This is a genomic window from Azospirillum sp. (assembly GCF_050789165.1).
The window spans coordinates 1-23,787 of the sequence record NZ_JBOZRT010000118.1 but is presented as its reverse complement, the minus strand read 5'-3'; the positions used below and the strand labels follow the sequence as shown (position 1 = coordinate 23,787).

The window sequence follows — 23,787 nt, the reverse complement described above, 5'->3', positions numbered from 1 at the left end:
GGGCGGGTTCCTCCGGCCGCTCCCTTCCGGCGGCGGGCCGGGGGCGCTACAGTCGGCGCCGGTCAGGTCGGGGGCAGGAATGGGCGGCACGTGGCGCGCGGTGGTGCTGGGGTTGGCGGTGGTGGGCCTGGCGCTCGTCTGGCTGGCCAACGAGGTGGTGCGCCGCGCCGGCGACGACCGCGGCACGTTCATCCTCGCCGTGGCGGCGGCCGGTTTCGGCGTGCTGGCGCTGTGGTGGGTGTTCTCTCGCCTCGTGCGGCACTTCCGCGACCTGGAGCGGCTGGCCTCCGATCTGGCGGCGCTGCGCCATCGCGGCGATCTGCCCGCCGACTGGCAGGCGCGTTCCGGCGAGGTCGGCCAGGTGGCCGCGGCGCTGGCCGAACTGCTGCACCGCGAGCGACGCACCGGGGGCGCCGGCGGGCGTCTCGCCACCGTGGCGGCGGCGCTGGAGGAGCCGGTCGTGGTGCTCAGCGACCTCGGCCGCATCACGCTGCTCAACCCGGCGGCGGCGCGGCTGTTCGGCCCCGGCGTGGCGGTGGGCATGGACGTCTACGACGTGCTCGACCGTCCGGAGCTGTTCCGCGCCATCGAGCGTGCCCGCGGCGCCGGCCAGCCGGTGTCGGCCACGGTGCGCGGCCCTGGCGGGGCGGAACTGCCGGCGCAGGTCGTGGACTTCGGGCTGCAGGCCGGCGTGGCGCTGGTCTTCCCCTTCCACCCGGCGGCCCAGCCGCTGCTGCCCGTCCGTCCGTCCGTGGCCGCGCCCGCGGCGGCGCCGACCATCGGCGAGGACGAGCCGCTCGCCGCCCTGCCCATGGTGGCGCTGTCGGTCGATCTGGCCGAGGGGCGGGTGGTCGGCGTCGGCACCGTGCGCCTGTCGGGTGCCCGGGTGTTCCGCACCGTCTCGCTCGACGTGCCCGTCAACCCCGGCGAGCCGGTGCCGGGCGGCGCCCGCCCCTTCGCCGCCGCATGGCCGGTGATCGCCGAGGCGCTGCACCACGCCGTGGTGGTTGGCGTGGACGTGGATGCCGCGCTCGGCGCGTTGCGCATGGAAATGGAACGGGCGGGCCTGCCGCCGATGGAGGACCCGCCGGCCCTCGACCTGCGCCGCCTCGCCACGACCCTCGATCCGACGAACGCCGCCAAAGACCTGGCGGCGCTTGCGGCGCAGGTCGGCGTGGTGCCGCATCCCGGTGCTCCGCACGCGCTGCTCGCGGCCGAACTCGCCGCCGCGCTGCTGCGCCGGCTGGACGAGCGGGGCGTGACGACGCTGGGGGAGGCGCGGGCGCTGGAGGGCGGAGCGGCGCCGGCGCTGCCGCTGCCGCTGCCGCCGGGTTGAGGCGCTTGACCCTGTGCGGTGTGCGTCCCACTGTATGTCAAGCATTGACATATCCACGAAGGGCTTCCCTATGGCGACCAACGTGCACCTGACGCCGGAGCTGGAGCGCTTTGCCAAGCAGTGCGTCGAGACCGGCCGCTACAACAACGTCAGCGAGGTGGTTCGCTCGGCATTGCGCATGCTTCAGGACGCGGAAGCCCAGAAGGAGCGGTTCATGGCGATGCTGGAGGACGCCGAGGCTGAGGGAGAGCGCGACGGCTTTTTCGAAATCGATGACGTGGCCAAGGACCTCGACCGCATCATCGACGGTGCCGGGCGCTCCCGAAAATGAGGCCTGCGGTCCTTGCGCCTGCCGCGCGGCGTGATCTGGCGGACGCCATCGACTGGATCGCGAAAGATAACCCTGCCGCCGCACGCGCCTTGCGCGACGCCGTGATCGCCGCGGCGTCGAGAATTGGGGAGCACCCGGAGATCGGGAGTGTGCGCCCGCACTTGGCGGCGGAGCGTATCCGGTTCCTTATGCTGCGAGGCTTCCCTTACATTCTCGTCTATGCGGCGGACAAAGTGCCGCAGCGGATTTTGCGTGTGCTGCACGGTGCCCGCGATCTTCCCGCTGTATTGCGCGACCTCGACGCCTGACCCTTCACCCCCACCTCGGCCTTCTCCCCCGCTTCAGCGCCTGCACCGCCTCGTCGAGCGCCTGCAGGAACTGCGACTTGTCGCGCTGGCTCATCGGCGCGTTGCCGCCCTGCACCTCGCCCATCGCCCGCAAATCCGCCATCAGGGCCCGGCTGGCCAGCGCGCTGCCGATCGACGCGGTGGTGAACGGTCGCCCCGACGGACCGATGACCACCGCGCCGTTCTTCAGCGCGCGGTCGGCCAGGGGGATGTCCGCGGTGACGACCACGTCGTTGGCCCCGGCGCGCTCGGCGATCCAGTTGTCGGCGGCGTCGAACTCCGATCCCACGACCACCAGTTCCGAGATGCATTCGGTGGGCAGGCGGAGCGGGGCGTTGCTGACCAGCCAGACCTTCGACCCCGTCCGTCCGGCCACCTTGTAGATTTCCGCCTTGACGGGGCAGGCGTCGGCATCGACGTAGATGTTCAGCACCGTATATTGTCCTTCCCAGGTATAAGGGTGGGTTCCCAAGGGTGGCCATCATGCGCTAAAACCCTGCGCGGATCGATTCGGCGCCGTGTGCGGCGTTTTGTTTTTTCTCGTGCGAGAGGTCGGAGAGGCGCATGGCGTCCTACCAATACGTCTATGTCATGAAGGGCCTGAGCAAGGTCTATCCCGGCGGCAAGAAGGTGCTGGACAACGTCTGGCTGAGCTTCCTGCCCGGGGCGAAGATCGGCGTCCTCGGCGTCAACGGCGCCGGCAAGTCGACGCTGATGAAGATCATGGCCGGCCTCGACAAGGACTTCTCGGGCGAGGCCTGGGCGGCGCAGGGCGCCAAGGTCGGCTACCTGTCGCAGGAACCGCAGCTCGACCCCAACAAGACCGTCCAGGAGAACGTCCTGGAGGCGCTGGCCGAGACCAAGGCCCTGATCGACCGCTTCAACGCGGTGTCGGAGGCGATGGCCGACCCCGACGCCGACTTCGACGCGCTGATGGCTGAGCAGGCCGATCTGCAGGAGAAGATCGACCACGCCGACGCCTGGGACCTCGACCGCACGGTCGAGATCGCCATGGACGCGCTGCGCTGCCCGCCGGGCGACGCCGACGTGACCAAGCTGTCGGGCGGCGAGAGGCGCCGCGTGGCGCTGTGCAAGCTGCTGCTGGAGAAGCCCGACCTGCTGCTGCTCGACGAGCCGACCAACCACCTCGACGCTGAATCGGTGGCGTGGCTGGAGCGGCACCTGCAGGAGTACAAGGGCACCGTCGTGCTGGTCACCCACGACCGCTACTTCCTCGACAACGTCACCGGCTGGATCCTCGAACTCGACCGCGGCTCGGGCATCCCGTGGGAGGGCAGCTACTCCTCCTGGCTGGAGCAGAAGCAGAAGCGCCTGGAGCAGGAAGGCCGCGCCGAGGAGGCCCGCCAGCGCAAGCTGGACGTCGAGCTGGAATGGATCCGGCAGAGCCCGAAGGCCCGACAGGCCAAGTCCAAGGCCCGCATCCAGGCCTACGAGACGCTGCTGGCCGAGAGCGGCAAGGAGCAGACCGGCGAGGCCAAGATCGTCATTCCGGTGCCGCCGCGCCTGGGCAACGTGGTCATCGAGGCGGAGAGCATCGGCAAGGGCTTCGGCGACCGCCTGCTGATCGACGGCCTGTCGTTCCGTCTGCCGCCGGGCGGCATCGTCGGCGTCATCGGCCCGAACGGCGCCGGCAAGACCACGCTGTTCCGCATGATCACCGGGCAGGAGACGCCGGACAGCGGCACCTTCCGCGTCGGCGACACGGTGAAGCTCGGCTACGTCGACCAGAGCCGCGACACCCTCAACCCGAACAAGACGGTGTGGGAGGAAATCTCCGACGGCCTCGACATCATGGACCTCGGCAAGCGCACCATGCCGAGCCGCGCCTACGTGTCGTCCTTCAACTTCCGCGGCTCCGACCAGCAGAAGAAGGTCGGCCAGCTGTCGGGCGGCGAGCGCAACCGCGTGCACCTCGCCAAGATGCTGAAGTCCGGCGCCAACGTGCTGCTGCTCGACGAGCCGACCAACGACCTCGACGTCGATACGCTGCGGGCACTTGAGGAGTCGCTGGAGAGCTTCGCCGGCTGCGCCGTGGTGATCAGCCACGACCGCTGGTTCCTCGACCGCATCGCCACGCACATCCTGGCCTTCGAGGGCGACAGCCACGTGGAGTGGTTCGAGGGCAACTTCCAGGACTACGAGGAGGACAAGAAGCGCCGCCTCGGTGCCGACGCCGTCGAGCCGCACCGCATCAAGTACAAGCCGCTGGTGCGGGCCTGACCGTCGGGGTAGAGCGTTGTATCGGGGGGCTTCGGCCCCCCGAACTCTTTCAGGGGCCTTGGAATCGAGGTGGGGCCATGATCCGCGTCACGCACCGCATTTCGCTGGACGAGAGCGAACTGCACGAGGAATTCGTGCGCGCCTCCGGCCCCGGCGGCCAGCACGTCAACAAGACGGAAACCGCCGTTCAGCTGCGCTTCGACGTGCGCAACTCGCCCAACATCCCGGACGACGTGAAGGCGCGGCTGGCCAAGCTGGCCGGATCGCGGATGACGCAGGACGGCGTGCTGATCATCCAGGCCGACGGCTACCGCTCGCAGCTGCGCAACCGCGAGGACGCGCTGGAGCGCCTGATCGACCTGATCCGCGACGCCAGCGTGCCGCCCAAGCCGCGCAGGCCCACCAAGCCGACCTTCGGTTCCCAGCAGCGGCGCCTGGAAGGCAAGGCCGTCCGCTCGCAGGTGAAGAAGATGCGGGGCAAGCCCGTTGAGTGATCGCGGGCCGGTCGGGGGCGTCCACCTGCGCCGGCAACGATTTGGCGGGACTGGGGGAATAGGTGGGGCGCCCACGGCGTCTCCGTCGTGCCGGTGGATGATCTGCGGCGTCGCGGTCGGGTGATCACGACGGTCCACCCTCTCCAACACGGGAGGAACGACGATGATGATCCGGATCCTGCTTGTGGCGGCTCTCCTGGGCTTGGCGGCGTGCAACGGCGCGGGCACGGGGGGAGCGGACTCCACGCCGAGCCACGCCGGCGGTGTCGGCGGCGGTGGAGGAGGGGGTGGCGGCGGCGGTGGCGGATACTGACCGCCACGCCGCATGAGCCGACTGGGCCTACAGGTTCGTCGCCCCGCCGGGCGGCGTGCCGGGGTCCGGCGGCCCCAGCGGCGGCGAACCCGGCGGCACGGCGCGGTTGCGGTCGAGGCGGCGGATGATGATGTCGCCCTCCGGAGTCACCTCCGGCGGGGCGTAGGAGGGAAGCTGGCGAATCCAGCCCTCCAGCGCCTTCAGCAGCAGTTCGACGCCCTGCTTGGCCTGCTCTCCGGGCGTCGGCGCCAGGGGAGCGGGCGGTTCGGCGGCGAACGCCGGTGCGGCCAGCAACGCCGCCGCGGCGAGCGGAACGGACATCCTGCGCATGGTCTTGCCTCCACGCGGCGGCGGGCCGGCGTCGGCCGCCGCTCTCCTTATGAACGCCGGGAAGGGCCGGTTTATTCCCTTGGACCAAGGTCTCTCCCGGTCGGGGGGCGGCAAAAGTCGTATATACAGCCCTTGGTTATTAAAACGATCCGGCTCGCTGACTGCACCGCGCGGCCGGCTCGGTAAGTCCAATCCTTTTGCTCTTCAAATTCTTCTAAAGCAGAGCGCGGGCGCGACCGTGTCCCGCGGACACTCGAAGGCCCATCCGGGCGCGCGTTAACCAAGGATTAACTTTGCCGAAGCGTTGCTGCGTCTTGTTGTATTCGTGTAGACACGTACTAATTGTGCCTACATCCGCGAGTATGCTCCCCCTCCGATAAAGACGATATCCTGCACCGGTTCCCCGTACGAAAGACATCGGTGACGGATGGCCTTGCAGGCATTAGAGTATTCCACGATTTCCCTTGATCGGAAAGGGGACCCATGCCAAGAATTACGTATATTTCAACAGTGTAACGCGTTCGTGGCGAAGCTTTAGGGTGTCGACCAATGACCGAAAAGAACGCACGTAAGAGGGGCAGGCGCGGGTCGCCCGAATCCTGGTCGGTCGATGCACACGTGGGGCAGCGGGTGCGCATGCGCCGCACGCTGCTCGGCTACAGCCAGGAACGGCTGGGGGAGGCCATCGGTCTGACGTTCCAGCAGGTGCAGAAGTACGAGCGCGGTTCGAACCGCATCTCGGCCGGGACGCTGTACCGGTTGAGCCAGGTGCTCGACGTTCCGGTGAACTTCTTCTTCGATGCGTACGACGACCCGCACGCGAAGCCGGGTGCGCCCCGCAGTGAACCGCGGGCGGACGGCGACGGCGAAGGTGTGATCAGCCGGCGCGAGGCGCGCCTTCTGCGCCTGTGGCGCGCTGCGCCGCCAACGGTCGCCGACGAGATGCTGTCGCTGCTTGCTGCGCTGTCGCCGGCGCTGGGCGAGGCGCGCGAGGGCGGCGAGGAGGATCAGACGGTTTCGGCCAAGCCGGCGCCGCTGCGCATCGTCGACCGCGGCGACAGCGCCGCGTCGCGTCGCAACCGCCGCCGCCACGGCGCCGTGTGGGACCCGGCCGACATCTACCGCGCCAGCAAGACCGAGGCGTAGCGCTCCCGGGAAAACGAAGAACGCCGGCGGGGCAGATGCCCGGCCGGCGTTTTTCGTTGAGGGTGTGGCCCCTTGCCAGTGACGGCCTTTACCAGTGACGGGTTGGGCCGACGTCCATGTGCACGAAGCCGGAGCGCGGGTAATAGCCGACGCCCCCGGCCTCCAGCGCCATCGCCTGCTGGGCGACGGCCTTCAGGTTGCGGTCGGGCAGCACCACGTCCACCGCCATGCCGCGGGTGTGGTAGCTTTCCTTGGCCACGCCGCGCGAGCGGCGGCGGGCCAGGGCGTTGGTCTTGCGCGAGCGATAGCCGCAGACCACCTTGAAGGGGTCGCTGCTGTCCAGCTTCTGGCGTACCTGCCACAGCACGTCGAACAGGCGCGGGTCGGTGCGGCAGACCTGGTGCGCGCGGTGGTCGCGCAGCAGCACGTCCAGCTTGCGCAGCGCTTCCGGCCGGTAGGCGCCGTTGGCCCAGTAGACGTCGTCGAAATGGTCGCCGGTGTTGATGTTGTGCAGCGCCAGCCGGCGGACCGAGGCGCCCATCAGAGTCGCCGCCTCGGCGGCGGTCGGCGTCAGGAGAACCGGAGAAACCGTGGCCGCCGTCAGGGCGGCGACGCCGAAGCTCAGAAATCCGCGGCGCCCCACGACCGGGGCGGAATCATCCTCGTCTCTGTGCATGCCTATCCTCATCAATCCCTAGGCGATGAAAAGACGTCCACGCGATGGCGGACCCAGGCGGATCCCTATTGGATCCCAGTCGGATCAATACCCGTGGCCTAAGAATGCCGGGCTGGATTAGACCAAAATATTGTGGTCATCCAGGCCGCCTATCCGTATAGGCGAGGCCGTGATTGTTATCAACCAAATTTTGACCAATTCGTCTAGGAAGGCCTAGGCCGGGAGTCATGACGGTTGAACGCACTGTCCGAACAGCGGATTTGACGCGCGGCGCATCGCATTGTGCACCGCGGCGGTATAGACTGGGGAAGGAATGGCTGCTGCGCGGCGTGGGTGAGGGTGACGGCATGATGGTGACGGGCGCGATTTCGAGGCTGCTGGTGGTGGCGCTGCTGGTGCCGATGCTGCTGACGGCGGCTCCGGCCCGGGCGCAGGCGCCGCTTCCCGCCACCGAGGCGCCGCCGTTCCACGCCCAGCTGGCCGCATGGGCCGACCGCCTGGACGCCCGCGCCGCCGAACTGGAGGCGCAGCCGGTGCTGCCGGCCACCCGAATCGGCCCCGGGGCGCTGCTGAAGAAGGGCGCCGAGGGCGAACGGGTGGAGCGGCTGGCGCAGCGCCTGATCGAACTGGGCCATCTGCCGCCCGACCTCCGCACCGGCCGCTTCGACGACGCGATCGACGCCGCGGTGCGCGCCTTCCAGGTCGGGCTGGGGCTGAAGGCGGACGGGAAGGTCGGCGGCGGCACGCGGATCGCCCTCGACCGCACGCCGCAGGAGGCGGCCCGGCTGATGCGGCAGAGCGCCCAGGCGATGCGCGCCTTCCGCGAGACGGCGCCGGAGTCGGTGCTGATCGTCAACCTGCCGAGCCAGGAGACGACGCTGGTCCGCGGCGACCGGCTGGAGTTGACCATGCGCTCCATCGTCGGCCGACCGGAGCGCGAGACGCCGCTGCTCGAGGACCGCATCACCCACATCATCGTCAACCCGACCTGGACGGTGCCGCCGACGGTCCTGAAGAAGGACAAGCTGCCGAACCTGCGCGAGCGCGGCACCACCGGAATCGAGAACGCCATCGTCTACCTGGACGGCGAGCCGGTGATGCCGGAGACGGTGGACTGGAAGACGGTGACGCCGGGCCGCGTGCGCATCGTGCAGCAGCCGGGCGACTGGAACGCGCTGGGGCGCTTCCGCTTCAACCTGACCAACCCGCACAACATCTACCTGCACGGCACCAACGAGCCGCGGCTGTTCGACCGCGATCTCCGCACCATCAGCTCCGGCTGTGTGCGCCTGCAGGACGCGCGCGGGCTGGCCGAGCTGCTGCTGGCCGAGGTCGGCGTCACCCCGCAGAAGATCGACGACCTGCTGGCCAAGGGCGAGCCGCAGTGGATCAAGGTGCGCCCGCTGCCGGTGCGCTTCGTCTACTGGACGGCGACGGTGGCGCCGGACGGCACCATCCGCCTGCACCCCGACGTCTACGACCTGGGCGAGGAGCGCGCGCCGACCGGCGCCTGACGTCCGCGTCGCGTGTTGCATGACCGTTCCTTCGACACGCGGTTTGGAACCGGCATGACACCACGGGAGTTCCTGCGCGCCCTCGAGTCGCATCTGGCGGCGGAGAAGCCGGAGCTGGCGCCGGTGCTCGGTGCCTACCGCGACGCCGACCGCCTGCTCCGGCGCATGGGCCTGCTGCCGCCCGGCGAGTCGCTGGCGACCCGCGCCCGCTGGTGGCCGCTGATCGCCGTGCTCGGTGCCGAGACGCCGGCCCGGGTGGCCTTCCTGGACGGCATCCGGCCCTCGGGCTCCGCACCGGCCGCCGCCCTGTACGTCCATGGCGCGGCGCCGGCCGGCGACCCGCGGATCCCCGCCGCGCTCCCCGGCGGTCTCCGCCCCACCGCGTCCGACAGCCCGCGCCTGCGCGGCCGGCTCCTGCTGGACGTCGCGGGGGACGCCGCCCCGCCGTTCGGGCCGGTGATCGCGCAGGCGGACCTCGTGCTGCTGTTCGCCGACGCGGACCAGTCCGGCTCCGGGGCGCTGGCCGCCGGCTCGCGGCTCACCGTCCGCACGGAGGCCGACCTCGCCGAGGCCGAAGCCCGGACGGCGGAGGCCTCCGCCGCGTGCGGCCGCCGCACCGCCGGCCTGCTCGACGCGGTGGCGGAGGAGGTGGAGGACGAACTGGTGCCCTACCTGCAGGCGGCGCTCGCCCGCTGGCGGCGCGGCGTGCGGCGCGGGGCGTTCACCTGGACCGTGCTGCTGGCGCTGGTTCTGGGCGGCGCCGTCGCCCTGGCTGGCACCGGCAACCTGCCGGCGTTCGCCGCCTGGCTGGGCGAGGCCCGCCCGGCCGCGCTCGGCGGCGCGCCGGTGCGGCTGCTGGCGCTGGCGGCCGGCGTCGGCGGCCTGTGGCTGGCCGGGCACCAGTGGGTGCGCCGGGCCGCGGCGCAACGCGTCGCCGCCGAGCTGCCGGAGCGCATGGGGGAGGCCGACCTGTGTCCGCGCCGCGCCTTCCTGCGCGGCACCCGATGGTTTCGCCGGGGCGTCGCCGGCTGGGGCCGCGGCGCCAGCCGGCGCCTCGCCGCCATCCGGGCCGCGGCACGGGCCGTTTCCTGATCCCCACCCGTTCGTACGGAGACCGCCCAAGCGCCATTGCCCTTGCGGCGCAGCGTGCTATAAACGCGCCACTTGGACGTGGAGAAGGACAGTCCTGTGGCGATCGACGCCTCGGTCCTGGTGCTGAACGGGCCGAACCTGAACATGCTGGGTGTGCGCGAACCGCACATCTACGGCTCGCTGACGCTTGACGACCTGGAAGCGGCGTGCCAGGAGCGCGCGGAGCAGCTCGGGCTCGCCATGGACTTCCGGCAGTCGAACCATGAGGGCGAGCTGGTCACCTGGATCCAGCAGGCCCGCACCGAGCATGACGGCATCGTCATCAACGCCGGCGCCTACACGCACACCTCGGTCGCCATCATGGACGCGCTGATCCTGGCGGAGCTGCCGGTGGTCGAGGTGCACCTCTCCAACATCTTCAAGCGGGAGCCCGTCCGCCACCACTCGTACATCACCGGGGTGGCCAAGGGCATGATCTGCGGCTTCGGGCCGCACGGCTATCTGCTGGCGCTGGACGCCATGCAGCGCATCCTCGGCCGCGACTGAAAAGCACGGGATTTCAAGAGACTATGGCGAACTTCGACATCGACGGCGACCTTATCCGCAAGCTTGCGGACCTGCTGCGCGAGACCGGGCTGAACGAGATCGAGTTCGCCGAGGGCGACAAGAGCCTGCGCGTCTCGCGCGGCGCCCCCGCCACCTCGGCGCATGTGGTGCACACGGCCGCCCCGGCGGCGGTCGCGGCGGCTCCGGCCGCCACTCCGGTGAAGGGCGCGGCGCACCCCGGCGCGCTCACCTCGCCGATGGTCGGCACCGCCTATCTGGCGCCGGAGCCGGGCGCGGCCCCCTTCGCCAAGGTCGGCGACACCGTGAAGGCCGGTCAGACCGTCCTCATCATCGAGGCCATGAAGGTGATGAACCCGATCAAGGCGCCGCGCGGCGGCACCGTGACCGAGGTGGCGATCACCGACGGCCAGCCGGTGGAGTTCGGCGAAGTCCTCCTGGTCATCGAGTAAGGGAAGGACGCATCCCTTGGCGATGTTCGAAAAGATCCTGATCGCCAACCGCGGTGAGATTGCGCTTCGCATCCACCGCGCGTGCCGCGAGATGGGCATCCACACGGTGGCGGTGCACTCCACCGCCGACGCCGACGCCATGCACGTGCGCCTCGCCGACGAGAGCGTCTGCATCGGCCCGGCTGCGGCGCGCGAGAGCTACCTCAACATCCCGGCGATCCTGTCGGCGGCGACGATCACCGGTGCGGACGCCATCCACCCCGGCATCGGCTTCCTGTCGGAGAACGCGCAGTTCGCCGAGATGGTGGAGGAGCACGGCTTCACCTTCATCGGCCCGACCGCCGACCACATCCGCATCATGGGCGACAAGGTCACTGCCAAGAAGACGGTGAGCGACCTCGGCCTGCCGGTGGTGCCCGGCTCCGACGGCCCGGTGCCGACCGCGGAGGAGGCCGAGAAGGTCGCCCGCGACATCGGCTACCCGGTGTTGATCAAGGCGGCGGCCGGCGGCGGCGGCAAGGGCATGAAGGTCGCCCGCAACCCCGAGCAGCTGCGCGAGGCGTACCAGCTCGCCCGCGGCGAGGCGCGCGCCGCCTTCGGCAACGACGAGGTCTACATCGAGAAGTACCTCGGCCGTCCGCGCCACATCGAGATCCAGCTGCTGGCCGACCTGCACGGCAACGTCGTGCACTTCGGCGAGCGCGACTGCTCGGTGCAGCGGCGCCACCAGAAGGTGATCGAGGAGGCGCCCAGCCCGGCGCTGAACGTCGCCCAGCGCGACTTCATCGGCGAGTTGGCGGCGCGCACCACGCGCGGCTTCGGCTACCGCGGCGTCGGCACGATGGAGTTCCTGTTCGAGGACGGGCAGTTCTACTTCATCGAGATGAACACCCGCCTGCAGGTCGAGCACACGATCAGCGAGATGATCACCGGCGTCGATCTGGTGCGCGAGCAGATCCGCGTCGCGGCGGGCGCACCGCTCGGCTACACCCAGGCGGACATCCGCTTCCAGGGCCACGCCATCGAGTGCCGCGTGAACGCCGAGAACCCGGAGACCTTCGTCCCGTCGCCGGGCAAGATCGACGGCTACCACGCGCCGGGCGGCCTGGGCGTGCGCGTCGATTCGGCGCTGTACGACGGCTACCGCGTGCCGCCGCACTACGACAGCCTGATCTCCAAGCTGGTGGTGCACGGCACGACCCGCAACGAGTGCCTGATGCGCCTGCGCCGCGCCATCGAGGAGTACGTGATCGGCGGTATCGACACGACCCTGCCGCTGCACGAGCGCATCATCGCCGAGCCGGACTTCATCAACGGCGCCTACGACATCCACTGGCTGGAACAGCTGATGGGGATGAAGAAGTAGGGTTCCGCTGCGGGTGTGAGCGAAGGCAGCATTGTACGGAAACGCCGGCCTTTCCCGGGGAAAGGCCGGCGTTTCCGTTTGTGGACGCTTCGCAGTGTCCCTCTCCCGCCCCGGGAGAGGGAGGGGCCCGCGCGCAGCGCGGGAGGGTGAGGGCAAGTCCAAGGATCCTCGTAATGCCCGTCACCCGGCCGCTGCGCGGCCACCCTCTCCCGGGGCGGGAGAGGGTTACTTCAACACTGCCGTCCGTCCGCACCGGTCCGCCACGCCCTTGCCGCAGGCGCGCGGGGTGAGGTCCTTGTCGAGGCAGACGCGCACCTCGCTGACCTGACGGCGCTGGCAGACCAGCGCGATCATGTCTGGCTTCAGTCCCGGGTTGGCCTCGACGAACTGCGCCTCGACCTGGTCGGCGGGCATCGACAGGCCGTCCTTCGGCGCCGACAGCGCGGCCGGCACCTTCACCTTGGCCGTCGCGGCCCGCACCTTGGCGAAATAGTCCGTTGCCGGCAGGCCGGAGCAGGTGCCGTGCGTCCTCCACTCGTGCAGGATCAGGCCGACGTCCGGCATGGTGCCGATCATGTCGTCCACCACCGCCTTCGGCACGGTGCGGCCCGGGGCGCAGGAGCGCGGGTAGCCGCCGTCGGAGAACTGCGGCCACAGCCCGTGCACCACCCAGCCGAAGCGCTTGCCGGCCGTGCACTGCTCGGTGTCGGCGGCCCGCGATTCCCGCGCGCAGTAGGCCGGCGACCAGGACAGGCTGAGCACGTAGTAGTCGAAGGCGCCCGGCTCGGCCTTGCGCTGTGCCGACGCCGCGCCGGGCGTCAGGACGGCTGCAACCAAAAACAGGAAGAGGGCGGAATCTGCTATCCGCATCGTCGTCTCCGCGGTGGAAAAAGCACGCAGGGTTTGAATACCATTGTGCGTCAAAGCCCGTGCCGTGTCACGTCGCGGCGCGCGGCGGTCCGACGGTGTTTCGACGCCGGCGCGCGGACCCGGTATACTGCGCGCATGATCGACCTGAACGCCGAGCTTCTGCTGCGCGCCTACGCGTCGGGCATCTTTCCGATGGCGGAGAGCGCCGAATCGCCGGACCTCTACTGGTTCGACCCGGAACAGCGCGGCATCCTGCCGCTGGATGCGTTCCACGTGCCCAAGCGCCTGAAGCGCACGGTGCGCGCCGGCACGTTCGAGCTGCGCTTCGACCACGACTTCCGCGCCGTGATCGAGGCGTGCGCCGAGCCGACCGCCGAACGGCCGAAGACCTGGATCAACGCCGACATCGTCCGGCTCTACGGCGACCTGCACGACCGGGGCTTCGCCCACTGCGTCGAGACGTGGCGGGACGGGCGGCTGGTCGGCGGGCTGTACGGGGTGTCGCTGGGCACCGCGTTCTTCGGCGAGAGCATGTTCAGTCGCGAGACGGACGCCAGCAAGGTGGCGCTGGTGCATCTGGTGGCGCGGCTGCGGGCCGGCGGCTTCACGCTGCTCGACACCCAGTTCGTGACCGAGCACCTGAGCCGCTTCGGCGCGCTCGAGATACCGCGCGCCGAGTACCGCCGACGTCTGGCGCGCGCGTTGGGAGGGCACGGCGTGTTCGAGGGAATCGACCAGGAGCGGGCGGTGGAGGCGCTACTTGGGCAGGCAGGATAGCACCCAGAGATCGTAGATCGGGTGCTCCATGGCCGACAGCGCCGGGCTGGAGGCGAACATCCAGCCGGTGAACACGGCTTCCGCCTGGGCGTCGGGCTTGGCCTCGACCACCTCGAAGAAGGCGGCCGACTCCGGCACCTCGATCGGCGGGTTCTCCTTGCAGGCGCGCAGGGTGATCCGCAGGTTGCCGAAGGATTTCGTCTCGCCGACGGCGATCTCGAAGGTCGAGGTGCGCGCGGTGACCTTGTCGAGGGTCTGCACGCGGGCGGCCGGCCGGTCCACCATCTGCGATGGCACCGGCGCGGCCACGGCTGTGCCGGCAAGGGCGAGAAGCGCAACCGCGCAGGCCGCGCGCAGACCGGAAGACATCGTCACGTCCGTTCGCTGTCGGAAACCCGTTCGCGCCTTTATAGCGGAAGCCCGACGCGCGTCCAGACGGACGTTGCCCCGTCCGAGGCTGGCCTGCGTTGCGTCGCCCTGGATCGTGTTACTTGGCGCTGCCGGTGCGGCGCTGCTCCTGGCGCTCTTCCACCTTCTCGACACCGGCGCCGCCCGCGGCGCCCACGCCGGCGCCGACCACCGCGCCCACCGGGCCGCCGACCACCGCGCCGGCCGCCGCGCCGCCCAGGCCGCCGGTCGCCGCCTTCTCCTCCATGTTAGCGCCGCACGCCGTCAGCGCCAGACCGAGCGCCAGGATCGGCAGAGTACGGATCAGCATCGCTTTGACTCCCCATTGTGGTGCGCTCTTGCGCATCGGCGGGGAAACGGCCTGGAACGGTGGAGGTTCCGCTGTGCGTCAGACCGGCTTGTCGGCGGCGAAGCGCAGGCGGACGTAGTCGGCGGTCCACCGGCCCTCCTCGTCGCGCAGCTCGGGCTCCAGCTCCGCCAGCACCTCGCCGAGGAAGCTCGGCCGCTCGGCCGGCGGCAGCGCCTGGGTGAAGCTCTGCGCGAAGGTGGCGAGCCAGCCCGCCATGTCGGTCGGCAGCGGGGTGGGGCGGGGGAAGCGCTCGATGCGGCGGACCTGCAGGCCGGCCGATTCCAGGCGGGCGCGGTAGTCCTCCGGGGTCGGGAAGTACCAGGGATCGACACGGCGCGCGTCGACGCCGCGGCGCTGCAGCGCGCGGCCCAGCGCGGCGTGGATGGCGCCGACGTTGCCGGCTCCGCCGCACTCGCCGACGAAGCGCCCGCCCGGCTTCAGCGCGCGGCACACCCCGGCGATCACCGCGTCCGGGTGCTTCATCCAGTGCAGCGCGGCGTTGGAGAACACCGCGTCGAACTCCTGGCGGAAGGGCAGGGCCTGCGCATCGACGACCCGTGCGTCCAGCCCGCGGCGCCGCGCCGCCTCGACCTGCTCGGCGCTGGAGTCGATGCCGACGACGGTGCAGCCGGCGGCCGCCAGCGTCTCGGTCAGGCTGCCCTCGCCGCAGCCGATGTCGAGGACGCGCTCGCCCGGTTTCGGTGCCAACCACTCCACCACGCCCAAGCCCAGCTTCGGCACGAAGCCGGCGTGCTGCATGTAGTGATCGGATTCCCAGCGCTGAACCGTGACGGACACGTTACCCTCTGAAACTGGAGTCAGGTCAGGGGCATACGCCGGCCGTGCCGAACACGCATGATTCTGACCTCATCGCCATCGATGCGGTAACGAATAATGTATGGCCACACGATCAGCAACTCCCGTCGGCCTCTGCCGATCGGTCGCCCGCGTTCGGGGAGTTCGCCAAGGCTCTCACCCGTGGAAAGCAGACGTTCAGCCAAATGCATGGCTGCGCCGGGATTGAACGCCATGACGTAGGTGTAAATGAGGTTGATGTCGCGCAGGGCGGCGGGCGCCCAAATCACCCGCAAGGGGGAGGCTCGTACTGACCGGCAGCCAGCTTCTTGAGCCAGACGCGGACCTTCTCGTGCGAAATTCCCTTGCCGGCCGCCAACTCGGTCTCCGCCTCAAGGAGCGCTTGCTCTTCAAGGTCATGATTCTCGATGTCGAAAATGCTGGCCGGTTCACCCATGGCGCGAATCTACGCGTGAACGATGCCTTCGGCAAGGGGACGCGAGTGGTTCATGCGGATAAGGCGGGACCAAGCCCGCCCTATCCTCACATCTTGGCCGCGCCGGGATCCTTCGGCGCGTCGCCGCCCTTGTTGGTGTTCTGCAGGCTGAAGATGACCTGCCCCAGCAGCTGCTCCAGGCCCGGCACGCTCTGCGTGTACTCGATGCGGCCGCCGGCGGCGATCGTCTGCTCGTCGCCGCCGGGTTCCAGCGACATGTACTTGCCGCCCAGCAGGCTCTCGGACGCCACCACGGCGGCGGTGTCCTTGGGCAGCTTGATGCCGTTGTCGATCTGCATGTGGACGACGGCCTGGAACGACTTGGGGTCGAGCGACAGAGTTTCGACCGAACCGACCTTCACGCCGCTGATGCGCACGTCCGCGCCCGCCGCCAGCCCGTTGATGCTGGAGAAGTTGGCGGACACGGCGTAGCCCTGGACCTTGCGCAGGTCCGCGCTGCGGTAGGCGAAGACCAGGAAGAAGGCGGCGACCACGAGGACGACTCCGCCCAGCACGGTCTCGATAACGTTCCGGCGCATGATGGTTCCTAGCTCGGCCGGCGGCTCAGTTCGGGGTCCACGGCTCGTAGTCGCCGGTGGCGCCCGCGCGCTTGCCGCCCTGCAGCACGTGGCCGGGCGGACGGTAGGCCTGCGCCGAGCCCGACGGGTTCGGCTTCCACTCCTGCTGCCAAGCCTTGTGGTAGGGGCTCTGGCCCTCGGGCAGCGGCTCCTTGGCCGAGTGGTGCAGCCACGCGTGCCACTCCGGCGGCACCTTGGACGCCTCGGGCTCGCCGTTGTACAGCACCCAGCGGCGCTCGCGCATGCCGGCCCGGCTGTTCTTGGCGCGGTAATACGTGTTGCCGAAGCGGTCGGTGCCGACCACCTCGCCCTGGCGCCACGTCAGGAAGCGGATCTGGATGTTGGCCATCCAGGTAATGAGGGAGACTTTTTCGCTCATCGTCGCGGTCGGTGTCGTTTTGCAGAGGGGGCGTAGGCCCAAAGGGAGGGCCCCGGCGAACGGCGCGCACTATGACACCCCGGAGGACGCCCGTCCACTGCCATGCTCCGGTTTTTAAGCGCTCAGGCGAAGCGGCGCTCGGTCAGCAGCAGGCGCAGCGCGAAACCCAGGAACAGCACGCCCGCCACGCCGTCCAGCGCGGTGCGCAGGGCCCGGCTGGTCAGCACCCGGCGGGCCGCCCCGGCGCTCAGCACCGCCACCCCGGCGAGATAAAGGAAGCCCATGCCGCACAGGATGAGGCCGAGCAGGAAGATCTGCACCCCCACCATGCCGCGCTCCGGCGCCACGAACTGCGGCACGAAGGCGAGATAGAACAGGATGATCTTCGGATTCAGCAGGTTGGTCAGCACCGCGTTGGCGAACACCCGCCGCGCGGACGCGGGCGGCGGCGCCTCGACGGGCGCGGCGCCCTGGCGGCGGGCGGCGATCACGCTCCACAGCGCCTTGCCGCCGATCCACGCCAGATAGGCGGCGCCGGCGTAGCGCAGCAGGTCGAACAGCGTCGGCGAGGCGGCGATCAGCGCCGACACGCCGGCCGCCGCCAGCACGGCCTGCAGCACGTTGCCGGCGGTGATGCCGGCGGTCGCCACCAGCCCGGCGCGCCGCCCCTCGGTCAGCCCGCGGGCCAGAACCAGCAGCGAGTCGGGCCCAGGCGCCAGCACCAGCACGGTGGCGGCGACCAGATAGAGCTGCAGCAGGTGCGGGTCGAGCGGCATGGCCGGTTCCTCGGGAAGGGCGGTGTCGCAGCGACTATAGTGTGCCCAACGGATGGGCACACCCGCGTTGCGCGCAGGGCCGCTCTTCAGTCCGGCTATCTCAATCCGGCCGCCTCAATCCGGCCATCTGCGGTGCGTCCACAGCCACTGCTCCGGCCGCTCGCGGATCCAGGTCTCCAGCAGCGCGGTCAGCCGCTCGGTCAGAACCCGAACGTCGGCGGCGCGGTCGCCGGTGTTCGGCGGGTCCATCGGCGGGAAGACGGTGATGCGGAAGCGGGCGCCGTCCAGCCGCTCGGTGCGGGCCGGCGCGATGGGAATGCCCAGGCGCAGCGCGAACGTCGCCGCGGCCGGGGCGGTCATCGCGTCGCGGCCGAAGAAGCGGACGGGGATGCCGTCGTTCAGCTTTTGGTCGATCAGTATGGCGACGTGCCCGCCCTCCGACAGGACGCGGACCAGCGCGCGTGCGCCGGCCGGCCCCTTGGGGATCTGCGTCGAGCTGCCGGCGCCGCGCAGCCCGACCAGCAGGTCAGCCACGTCCGGGTTGTTCGGCGCCCGGTAGACCAGCGCCAGTTCCAGACCCAGCTTGCGCGAGGCCAGCGGCGGCACTTCCCAGTTGGCGAGGTGGCCGGACACCAGGATGCCGGCGCGGCCGTCGTCGCGCATCGCCTCGATGATCTCGCCGCCCACCACCTCGGTGCTGCGCTCGGCCAGCGCGTCGAGATGCGCGTACTCGCCGATGGTGCGGCCGAGGTTGTCCCACATGCCGGTCAGGATCGCGTCGATCTCGGCGGCGGACTTCTCGGGGAAGGCGCGCTCCAGGTTGCGCCGGGCGGTGCGGTGGCTGGGCAGCCGCGGGCCGAGCGTCCGGCCGATGCGGCCGCCGAGGTCGGAGGCGCGCTCCGGCGTCCGCGCGCGGAACATCGCCACGGCGAGGCGCACCAGCGCCGCTTCCAGCGGATGGGCGACGTGGCGGGTCAGCCACTTGGCGAACGGGCTACGCGGCTTCGCCACGGTGTCCTCCCTTGGCGAGCAGGCGGTCGAGCAGGGCGTCGAGCGCCGTCGGGTCGTCCCATGCCGCCCGCACCGGCAGCACCCGCACGCGCTCGCGCAGCGTCGCCGGCAGGCGGACGGCGTCCTTGGCGGTGGTGACGGGCTCCGCCGCCAGCGCCTCGGCACGGGTGAGCAGGCGGCGCACCTCGTCCTCGCGGTAGGGGTGGTGGTCGGCGAAGGGGTGCGCCTCGGCCACCTCGGCGCCCAGCGCCCGCAGGGTATCGAAGAATTTCTCCGGTCGCCCGATGCCGGCGAAGGCCAGCACGCGGCGCCCGGCGAGACCGCTGTCCTCCGCCGCGATGCGGGCGCGCAGCACGGGCAGCGGCGCCACCCGGGCCGCGACTCCGGCGCGGTCCTCGCCCATGACCACCACGGCGTCGGCGCGGGCGAGGCCGCGCGCCACCGGTTCGCGCAGCGGCCCGGCGGGAACGAGGCGGCCGTTGCCGAACCCGGTGGCGCCGTCCACCACCAGCAGCGACAGGTCCTTGGCGAGGGCGGGGTTCTGGAAGCCGTCGTCCATCACGATGGCCTGCGCCCCGGCCGCGACCGCCGCCCGCGCCCCGGCGGCGCGGTCGCGCGCCACCCAGGTGGGGGCGTGTCCGGCCAGCAGCAGCGCCTCGTCACCGACGTCGGCGGCGCCGTGCCGTGCCGGGTCGACGGCGAGCGGCCCGCGCTCCGCCCCGCCGTGCCCGCGGGTCAGCGCGTGCGCCGCGACGCCGCGCGCCGTGAGCGCCTGCAGGATCGAGACCGCGACCGGCGTCTTCCCGGCGCCGCCCGCCACCAGGTTGCCGACGCACAGCACCGGCACGCCCGCAGGCTGCGGCGTCGCAGACCACGTCCGCAGCGCGCCGCCGAGCCCGTACAGGGATCCGACGGGGGCGAGCAGGCCCGCCAGCGCGCCGGCGGGCCGGTACCAGAAGGCGGGCGTCCTCATGCCGCGGCCTTCACGCCGGCCTGGGCGAGCAGCGGCGCCAGCGCGTCCAGCGCCCGGTCGACGACGCGCCGGTTGTGCTCGGTCACCCGGCGCGCCCCGGCGACCACGGCGGCGCGGGCCTCGCCGTCGGTCAGCAGGCGGGCCACGGTGGCGCGCAGCGCCTCCTGGTCGGCGACGGCGACGGCGCCGCCCGCGGCCTCCAGCTGGTGGGTGATCTCGGCGAAGTTCCACATGTGCGGGCCGTACACCACCGCGCAGCCGAGCTGCGCCGGCTCCACCGGGTTCTGCCCGCCGTGCGGGATGAACGAGCCGCCCATGCACACCACCGGCGCCAGCCGGTACAGCAGGCCCAACTCGCCCATCGTGTCGGCGACGTACACGGCGTGCCCGGCCTGCGGCAGCGCGCCCTCGGCGCGGCGGGCGGCGCTCAGGCCGCGCGCCTGCATGAGCGCGGCGATGTCCGGGCCGCGGTGCGGGTGGCGCGGCGCCACGATGGTCAGCAGGGCGGGCAGGCGGGCGGCGAGCTCCGCGTGCACCTCGGCGGCGACGGCGTCCTCGCCCGGATGGGAGCTGGCGAACAGCCAGGCCGGCCGCTCCTCGCACGCCTCGCGCAGCGCGGCGAGGTGCGCCGGGTCGGCCGGCGGCGGCTCGGCGGAGAATTTCAGGTTGCCGACGCAGGCGACGCCGGCGGCGCCCAGGGCGCGCAGCCGCTCGGCGTCGCCCTCGGTCTGCGCCAGCACGACGCGGAAGGTCGCCAGCAGGCCGCGCACCAGCCCCGGCGCGTAGCGCCAGCGGGCGAAGGAGCGTGCCGACATCCGCGCGTTGACCAGTGCCGCCGGAATGCCGCGCCGGCGCACGCCGGCCAGCAGGTTCGGCCAGATCTCGGACTCGATCCACAGCACCAGGTCGGGCCGCCAGTGGTCGAGGAAGCGGCCGACCGCATCCGGAAGGTCCACCGGCACGTATTGGTGTATGGCACGCGCCGGCAGGCGGCGGGCCATCAGCGCCGCCGAGGTGACGGTGCCGGTGGTCAGCAGCACGGTGGCGTCGGGGGCGAGGGCCAGGATGCGGTCGATCAGCACCAGCACCGAGTTCGCCTCGCCGACGCTGGCGGCGTGCACCCACACCAGCGGCCCGGCCGGGCGCGGGCGCACGGCATGGCCCAGCCGCTCGCCGCCGCGCAGCGGGTCTTCCTTGCCGGCCGCGCGCCGGCGGTCGAGGTAGAGGCGCACCGCCGGCCCGCCGATGTAGGTCAGGCCGCGGTAGAGGGAATGAAGCATGCGGGTATGAACGACGACGAAAACCACCACCACGGCCGCGGCGGGGTCGCGCGCGGCGGCGGCACCTTAGCACGGGCGCGGCCGGGAATCGAACGGCGGAAAACACAACCGGTCGGCCGCGGGGAAATGCTACCGTGTGCACGTATTGCCCGCCCAGAGGAGGCTCGATGATCCGGAGGATTGCGACGTACGTGATCGCGGCCGTTCTGACGGCGGCGGCCTGCGCCGGATTCCTCGTCGCCGAACGGAACGAGCACGAGCGCCGCGAGGAGGCGGCGCGGCACGAGGTGTCGCACGACCTGGGCATCGTCCGCTCGCGGCTCGAGGGCCAGCTCAACGACTCGCTGCTCACCGCCCGCAGCTTCGAGGCGCTGCTGCGCGCCCAGACCAAGCTGGATGCGGAGACCTTCGACCGCGTCGCCCGGCAGATCCTCACCCCCGACCGCAGCGAGATCCTCAACATCGCCGCCTCGTCGCTCACCGTCATCGAGTTCGCCTACCCCGACAAGCGCGTCATCGGCACCGACTACCGCTCCATCCCCGACCAGTGGGAGGGCGTGCGCAACGCCATCATCCAGCACAAGGGCATCGTCGCCGGACCGGTGCGGCTGGTGCAGGGCGGCCTGGGCATCGTCAGCCGCACCCCGGTCTTCATCGCCGACGGCCGCAGCGGCGAGAGCTTCGCCGGCCTGGTCAGCGTGGCGATCGACGCCGCGGAGCTGTTCTTCAAGGCCGGGCTGGGCCGCATTCCCAACTACATCGAGGTGGCGATCCGCAACACCGAGGGCGGCAGCGCCGGGCAGGTGTTCTTCGGCCGGCCGGAGCTGTTCGGCCGCGAGCCGGTCCGTCTCGACGTGTTCTTTCCGGGCGGGCGGTGGGAGATCGCCGCCGTGCCGATCAACGGCTGGGCGGCGGCGGCGTGGCAGGAATCCGGGCCCTTCCGCACGCTGGGTGTGGCGTTCCTGGCGCTGGCGGCGGCGGCGCTGTTCGGCGCGGCGTGGTACGCCGACCACCAGTTCCGCAGCGCCCGCGCCGCCACGGAGAGCGAGCAGCGCTTCCGCCGTCTGGTCGAGACGGTGCCCGTCGCCATCCTGATCCACCGCGACGGCGTCATCCTCTACGCCAACGCCGAGGCCGCTCTGCTGCTGGAGGCGGAGAGCCCGGAGGCGCTGAACGGCCTGCCCGTGCTCACCGTGATCGACCCCACCTTCCACGACGTCGTGCTGCGCCGCATCGCCGTCGCGCACCGGTTCGGCGGCAACCCGATCATGGAGCAGGTCTACCGCACGCTGCGCGGGCAGCGGCTGACCGTCGACGTGTCCAGCACGCTGACCGTCCACGACGGCGCGCCCGCGGTGCTGACCGCCGTGCGCGACGTCACCGCGCGCAAGCGGGCGGAGGAGGACCTGCGCGCGCTCAACCAGACGCTGGAGGCCAAGGTGCTCGAGCGCACCCGCGCGCTGGCCGAGACCGGCGAGCAGCTGCGCCGCGCCAAGGAGCAGGCGGAGGACGCGAACGCCGCCAAGTCGCGCTTCCTGGCGCACATGAGCCACGAGCTGCGCACGCCGCTCAACAGCGTCATCGGGTTTTCCGAGGGCATGCGCAGCGGGTTGCTCGGCACGCACTGCTCGGTGCGCTGCACCGGCTACCTCGATCACATCCACCGCGCCGGCTCGCTGTTGCTGGAGCTGATCGACGAGGTGCTCGACATGGCCAAGGTCGAGGCCGGCACCATCGACCTGCAGGAAGGCGAGGTGGAGGTGCGTGACCTGGTCGAGGAGAGCCTCGAACTCGTCCGTCAGCGCGCCCGGGGCAGTGGCGTCCGCCTGGAGCTGAGCATGGCCGACGATCTGCCGTCGGTGCGCGGCGACTACCGCCGGCTGCGGCAGGTGCTGCTGAACCTGCTGTCCAACGCCGTCAAGTTCACGCCGGAGGACGGCACGGTGTCGCTGATCGCCGGGCGGCGCGCCGACGGCGGCGTCACGCTGACGGTCGCCGATACGGGCATCGGCATCGCCCCGGAGGATCTGGCCACCGTCTTCTCCCCCTTCGGCCGGGTGGAGAGCGTCCTGCACCGCAACACCGACGGCACCGGCCTGGGGCTGCCGCTGGCCCGCCAGTTCACCGAGCTGCACGGCGGCACGCTGACGCTGGCCAGCGCGCTGGGCGAGGGCACGCGGGTCACCGTGGATCTCCCGGTGGAGCGTTCCATCGGCGTCTCCGCGTCCTAGCAAAAATCGTTAAATTCTAGGGAAAACCCGCAAGTCTGCGACCATCTAGCCAATTCCTCCGCCGCTGAGGATTTGGCATAGGGAGGCGTGCGCCGGAGAGCGCGAGAAAAATACAAAGAAGACGAAGTATTCATTTGGAGGTTCACGATGGACACCGAGACCGCCGTTGCCGTTATCGCCTCCTTGGACCGGGCCGAGCGCGTTTTATCGGAAATCCGGGTTCATCAGCACGATGAGCACGGCTGCAACAGCATCGCCTGCCAACGCGCTTTGCTCGACGAAGCGCGCGGCCTGCTCGACCGGGCGCACGAGTGTCTGTGAGGGGGAGGGGCACCTCTCCTGCCGTCCTCAAGGCATGATAACGCGCTCTGGTGCTCGTACACCTCTCGCACCGCCATCCCCGCGCAGGCGCATAGCGCTGAGTCAAGGGCTTCCAGCGCGTACTCGGCGTTCAACCACGTCCCCATCCCGTCATTCCCGCGCAGGCGCACGGCTGTCCGGGGAACGTGTTTAAGCTTCTGAAACGGCAGAGTTCTGTGGTTCCGAGTCTCCACCTCGGGGATGGGACGGCCCCGTGCGCGTTTCTTCCATTTTTCGTCATCCCCGCGAAAGCGGGGATCCAGAGAACCTTGGGAAATCAACCCCTTGCCAACTCTCCTGGA

General features: G+C 70.8%; 29 protein-coding genes. 14 read left to right on the top strand and 15 right to left on the bottom strand.

The window, feature by feature from the left end:
• Positions 1–79 precede the first annotated feature (79 nt).
• From ACRWK7_RS26230 to ACRWK7_RS26220, 3 genes are all read left to right on the top strand, one after another.
• Positions 80–1,336 (top strand): PAS domain-containing protein, encoded by a 1,257-nt coding sequence (locus ACRWK7_RS26230; protein WP_431859302.1) that lies wholly within the window; start codon positions 80–82, stop codon positions 1,334–1,336.
• Positions 1,337–1,406: 70 nt separating this feature from the next.
• The gene (locus tag ACRWK7_RS26225; protein WP_431859300.1) at positions 1,407–1,667 is read left to right on the top strand and encodes a type II toxin-antitoxin system ParD family antitoxin; all 261 of its coding nucleotides are present in this window, start codon (positions 1,407–1,409) and stop codon (positions 1,665–1,667) included.
• On the top strand, positions 1,664–1,975 hold the full coding sequence (locus ACRWK7_RS26220; RefSeq protein WP_431859298.1) for a type II toxin-antitoxin system RelE/ParE family toxin: 312 nt from the start codon (positions 1,664–1,666) through the stop codon (positions 1,973–1,975). Before ACRWK7_RS26225 ends, ACRWK7_RS26220 begins: the two co-directional genes overlap by 4 nt.
• A gap of 4 nt (positions 1,976–1,979) precedes the next feature.
• On the opposite strand, the gene ACRWK7_RS26215 is transcribed toward ACRWK7_RS26220, so the two are convergent.
• Positions 1,980–2,444 carry a YaiI/YqxD family protein gene (locus ACRWK7_RS26215; RefSeq protein WP_431859364.1) on the bottom strand — a complete coding sequence of 155 codons (465 nt, stop codon included), beginning with the start codon at positions 2,442–2,444 and terminating at the stop codon, positions 1,980–1,982.
• A gap of 134 nt (positions 2,445–2,578) precedes the next feature.
• On the opposite strand from ACRWK7_RS26215, the gene ettA reads away from it, so the two are divergent.
• Both ettA and arfB read left to right on the top strand, forming a co-directional pair.
• Positions 2,579–4,255: an energy-dependent translational throttle protein EttA gene (ettA, locus tag ACRWK7_RS26210; RefSeq protein ID WP_431859296.1), complete on the top strand. Its 1,677-nt coding sequence runs from the start codon at positions 2,579–2,581 to the stop codon at positions 4,253–4,255.
• A gap of 77 nt (positions 4,256–4,332) precedes the next feature.
• Positions 4,333–4,749, top strand: coding sequence for an alternative ribosome rescue aminoacyl-tRNA hydrolase ArfB (gene arfB, locus ACRWK7_RS26205; protein ID WP_431859294.1), 417 nt, complete (start codon positions 4,333–4,335; stop codon positions 4,747–4,749).
• Positions 4,750–5,089: 340 nt separating this feature from the next.
• Here arfB and ACRWK7_RS26200 read toward each other — a convergent pair whose 3' ends face one another.
• Positions 5,090–5,392 carry a hypothetical protein gene (locus ACRWK7_RS26200; protein WP_431859292.1) on the bottom strand — a complete coding sequence of 101 codons (303 nt, stop codon included), beginning with the start codon at positions 5,390–5,392 and terminating at the stop codon, positions 5,090–5,092.
• A 636-nt stretch (positions 5,393–6,028) separates the two neighbouring features.
• Here ACRWK7_RS26200 and ACRWK7_RS26195 point away from each other — a divergent pair.
• On the top strand, positions 6,029–6,538 hold the full coding sequence (locus ACRWK7_RS26195) for a helix-turn-helix domain-containing protein (protein WP_431859291.1): 510 nt from the start codon (positions 6,029–6,031) through the stop codon (positions 6,536–6,538).
• 88 nt (positions 6,539–6,626) lie between these two features.
• Here ACRWK7_RS26195 and ACRWK7_RS26190 read toward each other — a convergent pair whose 3' ends face one another.
• On the bottom strand, positions 6,627–7,214 hold the full coding sequence (locus tag ACRWK7_RS26190) for a DUF882 domain-containing protein (protein WP_431859289.1): 588 nt from the start codon (positions 7,212–7,214) through the stop codon (positions 6,627–6,629).
• Positions 7,215–7,561: 347 nt separating this feature from the next.
• Here ACRWK7_RS26190 and ACRWK7_RS26185 point away from each other — a divergent pair, with 347 nt between their 5' ends.
• The 5 genes from ACRWK7_RS26185 (at position 7,562) to accC (ending at position 12,202) form a co-directional block, all read left to right on the top strand.
• Positions 7,562–8,728 (top strand): L,D-transpeptidase family protein, encoded by a 1,167-nt coding sequence (locus ACRWK7_RS26185; protein WP_431859287.1) that lies wholly within the window; start codon positions 7,562–7,564, stop codon positions 8,726–8,728.
• Positions 8,729–8,782: 54 nt separating this feature from the next.
• Entirely contained in the window at positions 8,783–9,820 is a 1,038-nt protein-coding gene (locus tag ACRWK7_RS26180; protein WP_431859285.1) for a hypothetical protein, read from the top strand.
• Positions 9,821–9,916: 96 nt separating this feature from the next.
• On the top strand, positions 9,917–10,366 hold the full coding sequence (aroQ, locus tag ACRWK7_RS26175) for a type II 3-dehydroquinate dehydratase (RefSeq protein ID WP_431859283.1): 450 nt from the start codon (positions 9,917–9,919) through the stop codon (positions 10,364–10,366).
• A gap of 23 nt (positions 10,367–10,389) precedes the next feature.
• Positions 10,390–10,836, top strand: a complete 447-nt coding sequence (accB, locus tag ACRWK7_RS26170) for an acetyl-CoA carboxylase biotin carboxyl carrier protein (RefSeq protein WP_431859282.1) — start codon at positions 10,390–10,392, stop codon at positions 10,834–10,836.
• A gap of 22 nt (positions 10,837–10,858) precedes the next feature.
• Positions 10,859–12,202, top strand: coding sequence for an acetyl-CoA carboxylase biotin carboxylase subunit (accC, locus tag ACRWK7_RS26165; RefSeq protein ID WP_431859362.1), 1,344 nt, complete (start codon positions 10,859–10,861; stop codon positions 12,200–12,202).
• 225 nt (positions 12,203–12,427) lie between these two features.
• Here the strand turns inward: accC and ACRWK7_RS26160 are convergent, their stop codons facing one another.
• A complete protein-coding gene (locus tag ACRWK7_RS26160; protein ID WP_431859280.1) occupies positions 12,428–13,072 on the bottom strand; it encodes a ribonuclease T2 family protein in 645 nt (214 codons plus the stop codon).
• 135 nt (positions 13,073–13,207) lie between these two features.
• Here ACRWK7_RS26160 and aat point away from each other — a divergent pair, with 135 nt between their 5' ends.
• On the top strand, positions 13,208–13,849 hold the full coding sequence (gene aat, locus ACRWK7_RS26155) for a leucyl/phenylalanyl-tRNA--protein transferase (protein WP_431859278.1): 642 nt from the start codon (positions 13,208–13,210) through the stop codon (positions 13,847–13,849).
• Here aat and ACRWK7_RS26150 read toward each other — a convergent pair.
• From ACRWK7_RS26150 to ACRWK7_RS26100, 11 genes are all read right to left on the bottom strand, one after another.
• A complete protein-coding gene (locus ACRWK7_RS26150; RefSeq protein WP_431859276.1) occupies positions 13,829–14,218 on the bottom strand; it encodes a DUF2155 domain-containing protein in 390 nt (129 codons plus the stop codon). The genes aat and ACRWK7_RS26150 overlap by 21 nt on opposite strands.
• 118 nt (positions 14,219–14,336) lie before the next feature.
• On the bottom strand, positions 14,337–14,567 hold the full coding sequence (locus ACRWK7_RS26145; RefSeq protein WP_431859274.1) for a hypothetical protein: 231 nt from the start codon (positions 14,565–14,567) through the stop codon (positions 14,337–14,339).
• Positions 14,568–14,645: 78 nt separating this feature from the next.
• Positions 14,646–15,404, bottom strand: coding sequence for a class I SAM-dependent methyltransferase (locus ACRWK7_RS26140; protein ID WP_431859272.1), 759 nt, complete (start codon positions 15,402–15,404; stop codon positions 14,646–14,648).
• Between the two features lie 20 nt (positions 15,405–15,424).
• Positions 15,425–15,691: a type II toxin-antitoxin system RelE/ParE family toxin gene (locus ACRWK7_RS26135; RefSeq protein ID WP_431859360.1), complete on the bottom strand. Its 267-nt coding sequence runs from the start codon at positions 15,689–15,691 to the stop codon at positions 15,425–15,427.
• Positions 15,688–15,858: a hypothetical protein gene (locus ACRWK7_RS26130; RefSeq protein WP_431859270.1), complete on the bottom strand. Its 171-nt coding sequence runs from the start codon at positions 15,856–15,858 to the stop codon at positions 15,688–15,690. The genes ACRWK7_RS26135 and ACRWK7_RS26130 overlap by 4 nt, the downstream gene beginning before the upstream one ends.
• A gap of 86 nt (positions 15,859–15,944) precedes the next feature.
• Positions 15,945–16,436 carry an outer membrane lipid asymmetry maintenance protein MlaD gene (gene mlaD / locus ACRWK7_RS26125; RefSeq protein ID WP_431859268.1) on the bottom strand — a complete coding sequence of 164 codons (492 nt, stop codon included), beginning with the start codon at positions 16,434–16,436 and terminating at the stop codon, positions 15,945–15,947.
• 25 nt (positions 16,437–16,461) lie between these two features.
• The gene (locus tag ACRWK7_RS26120; RefSeq protein ID WP_431859266.1) at positions 16,462–16,854 is read right to left on the bottom strand and encodes an NADH:ubiquinone oxidoreductase subunit NDUFA12; all 393 of its coding nucleotides are present in this window, start codon (positions 16,852–16,854) and stop codon (positions 16,462–16,464) included.
• Between the two features lie 122 nt (positions 16,855–16,976).
• Positions 16,977–17,630, bottom strand: coding sequence for a LysE family translocator (locus ACRWK7_RS26115; RefSeq protein WP_431859264.1), 654 nt, complete (start codon positions 17,628–17,630; stop codon positions 16,977–16,979).
• Between the two features lie 114 nt (positions 17,631–17,744).
• Positions 17,745–18,641, bottom strand: coding sequence for a lauroyl acyltransferase (locus tag ACRWK7_RS26110; protein WP_431859262.1), 897 nt, complete (start codon positions 18,639–18,641; stop codon positions 17,745–17,747).
• Complete coding sequence (gene lpxK / locus ACRWK7_RS26105; RefSeq protein WP_431859260.1) at positions 18,625–19,614, bottom strand: tetraacyldisaccharide 4'-kinase; 990 nt, start codon at positions 19,612–19,614, stop codon at positions 18,625–18,627. Before lpxK ends, ACRWK7_RS26110 begins: the two co-directional genes overlap by 17 nt.
• Positions 19,611–20,894: a 3-deoxy-D-manno-octulosonic acid transferase gene (locus ACRWK7_RS26100; protein ID WP_431859258.1), complete on the bottom strand. Its 1,284-nt coding sequence runs from the start codon at positions 20,892–20,894 to the stop codon at positions 19,611–19,613. The genes lpxK and ACRWK7_RS26100 overlap by 4 nt, the downstream gene beginning before the upstream one ends.
• Positions 20,895–21,061: 167 nt before the next feature.
• Here ACRWK7_RS26100 and ACRWK7_RS26095 point away from each other — a divergent pair, with 167 nt between their 5' ends.
• The gene (locus ACRWK7_RS26095) at positions 21,062–23,125 is read left to right on the top strand and encodes an ATP-binding protein (protein WP_431859257.1); all 2,064 of its coding nucleotides are present in this window, start codon (positions 21,062–21,064) and stop codon (positions 23,123–23,125) included.
• A gap of 147 nt (positions 23,126–23,272) precedes the next feature.
• Positions 23,273–23,446, top strand: a complete 174-nt coding sequence (locus ACRWK7_RS26090) for a hypothetical protein (RefSeq protein WP_431859255.1) — start codon at positions 23,273–23,275, stop codon at positions 23,444–23,446.
• The last annotated feature ends 341 nt before the right edge of the window (positions 23,447–23,787 follow it).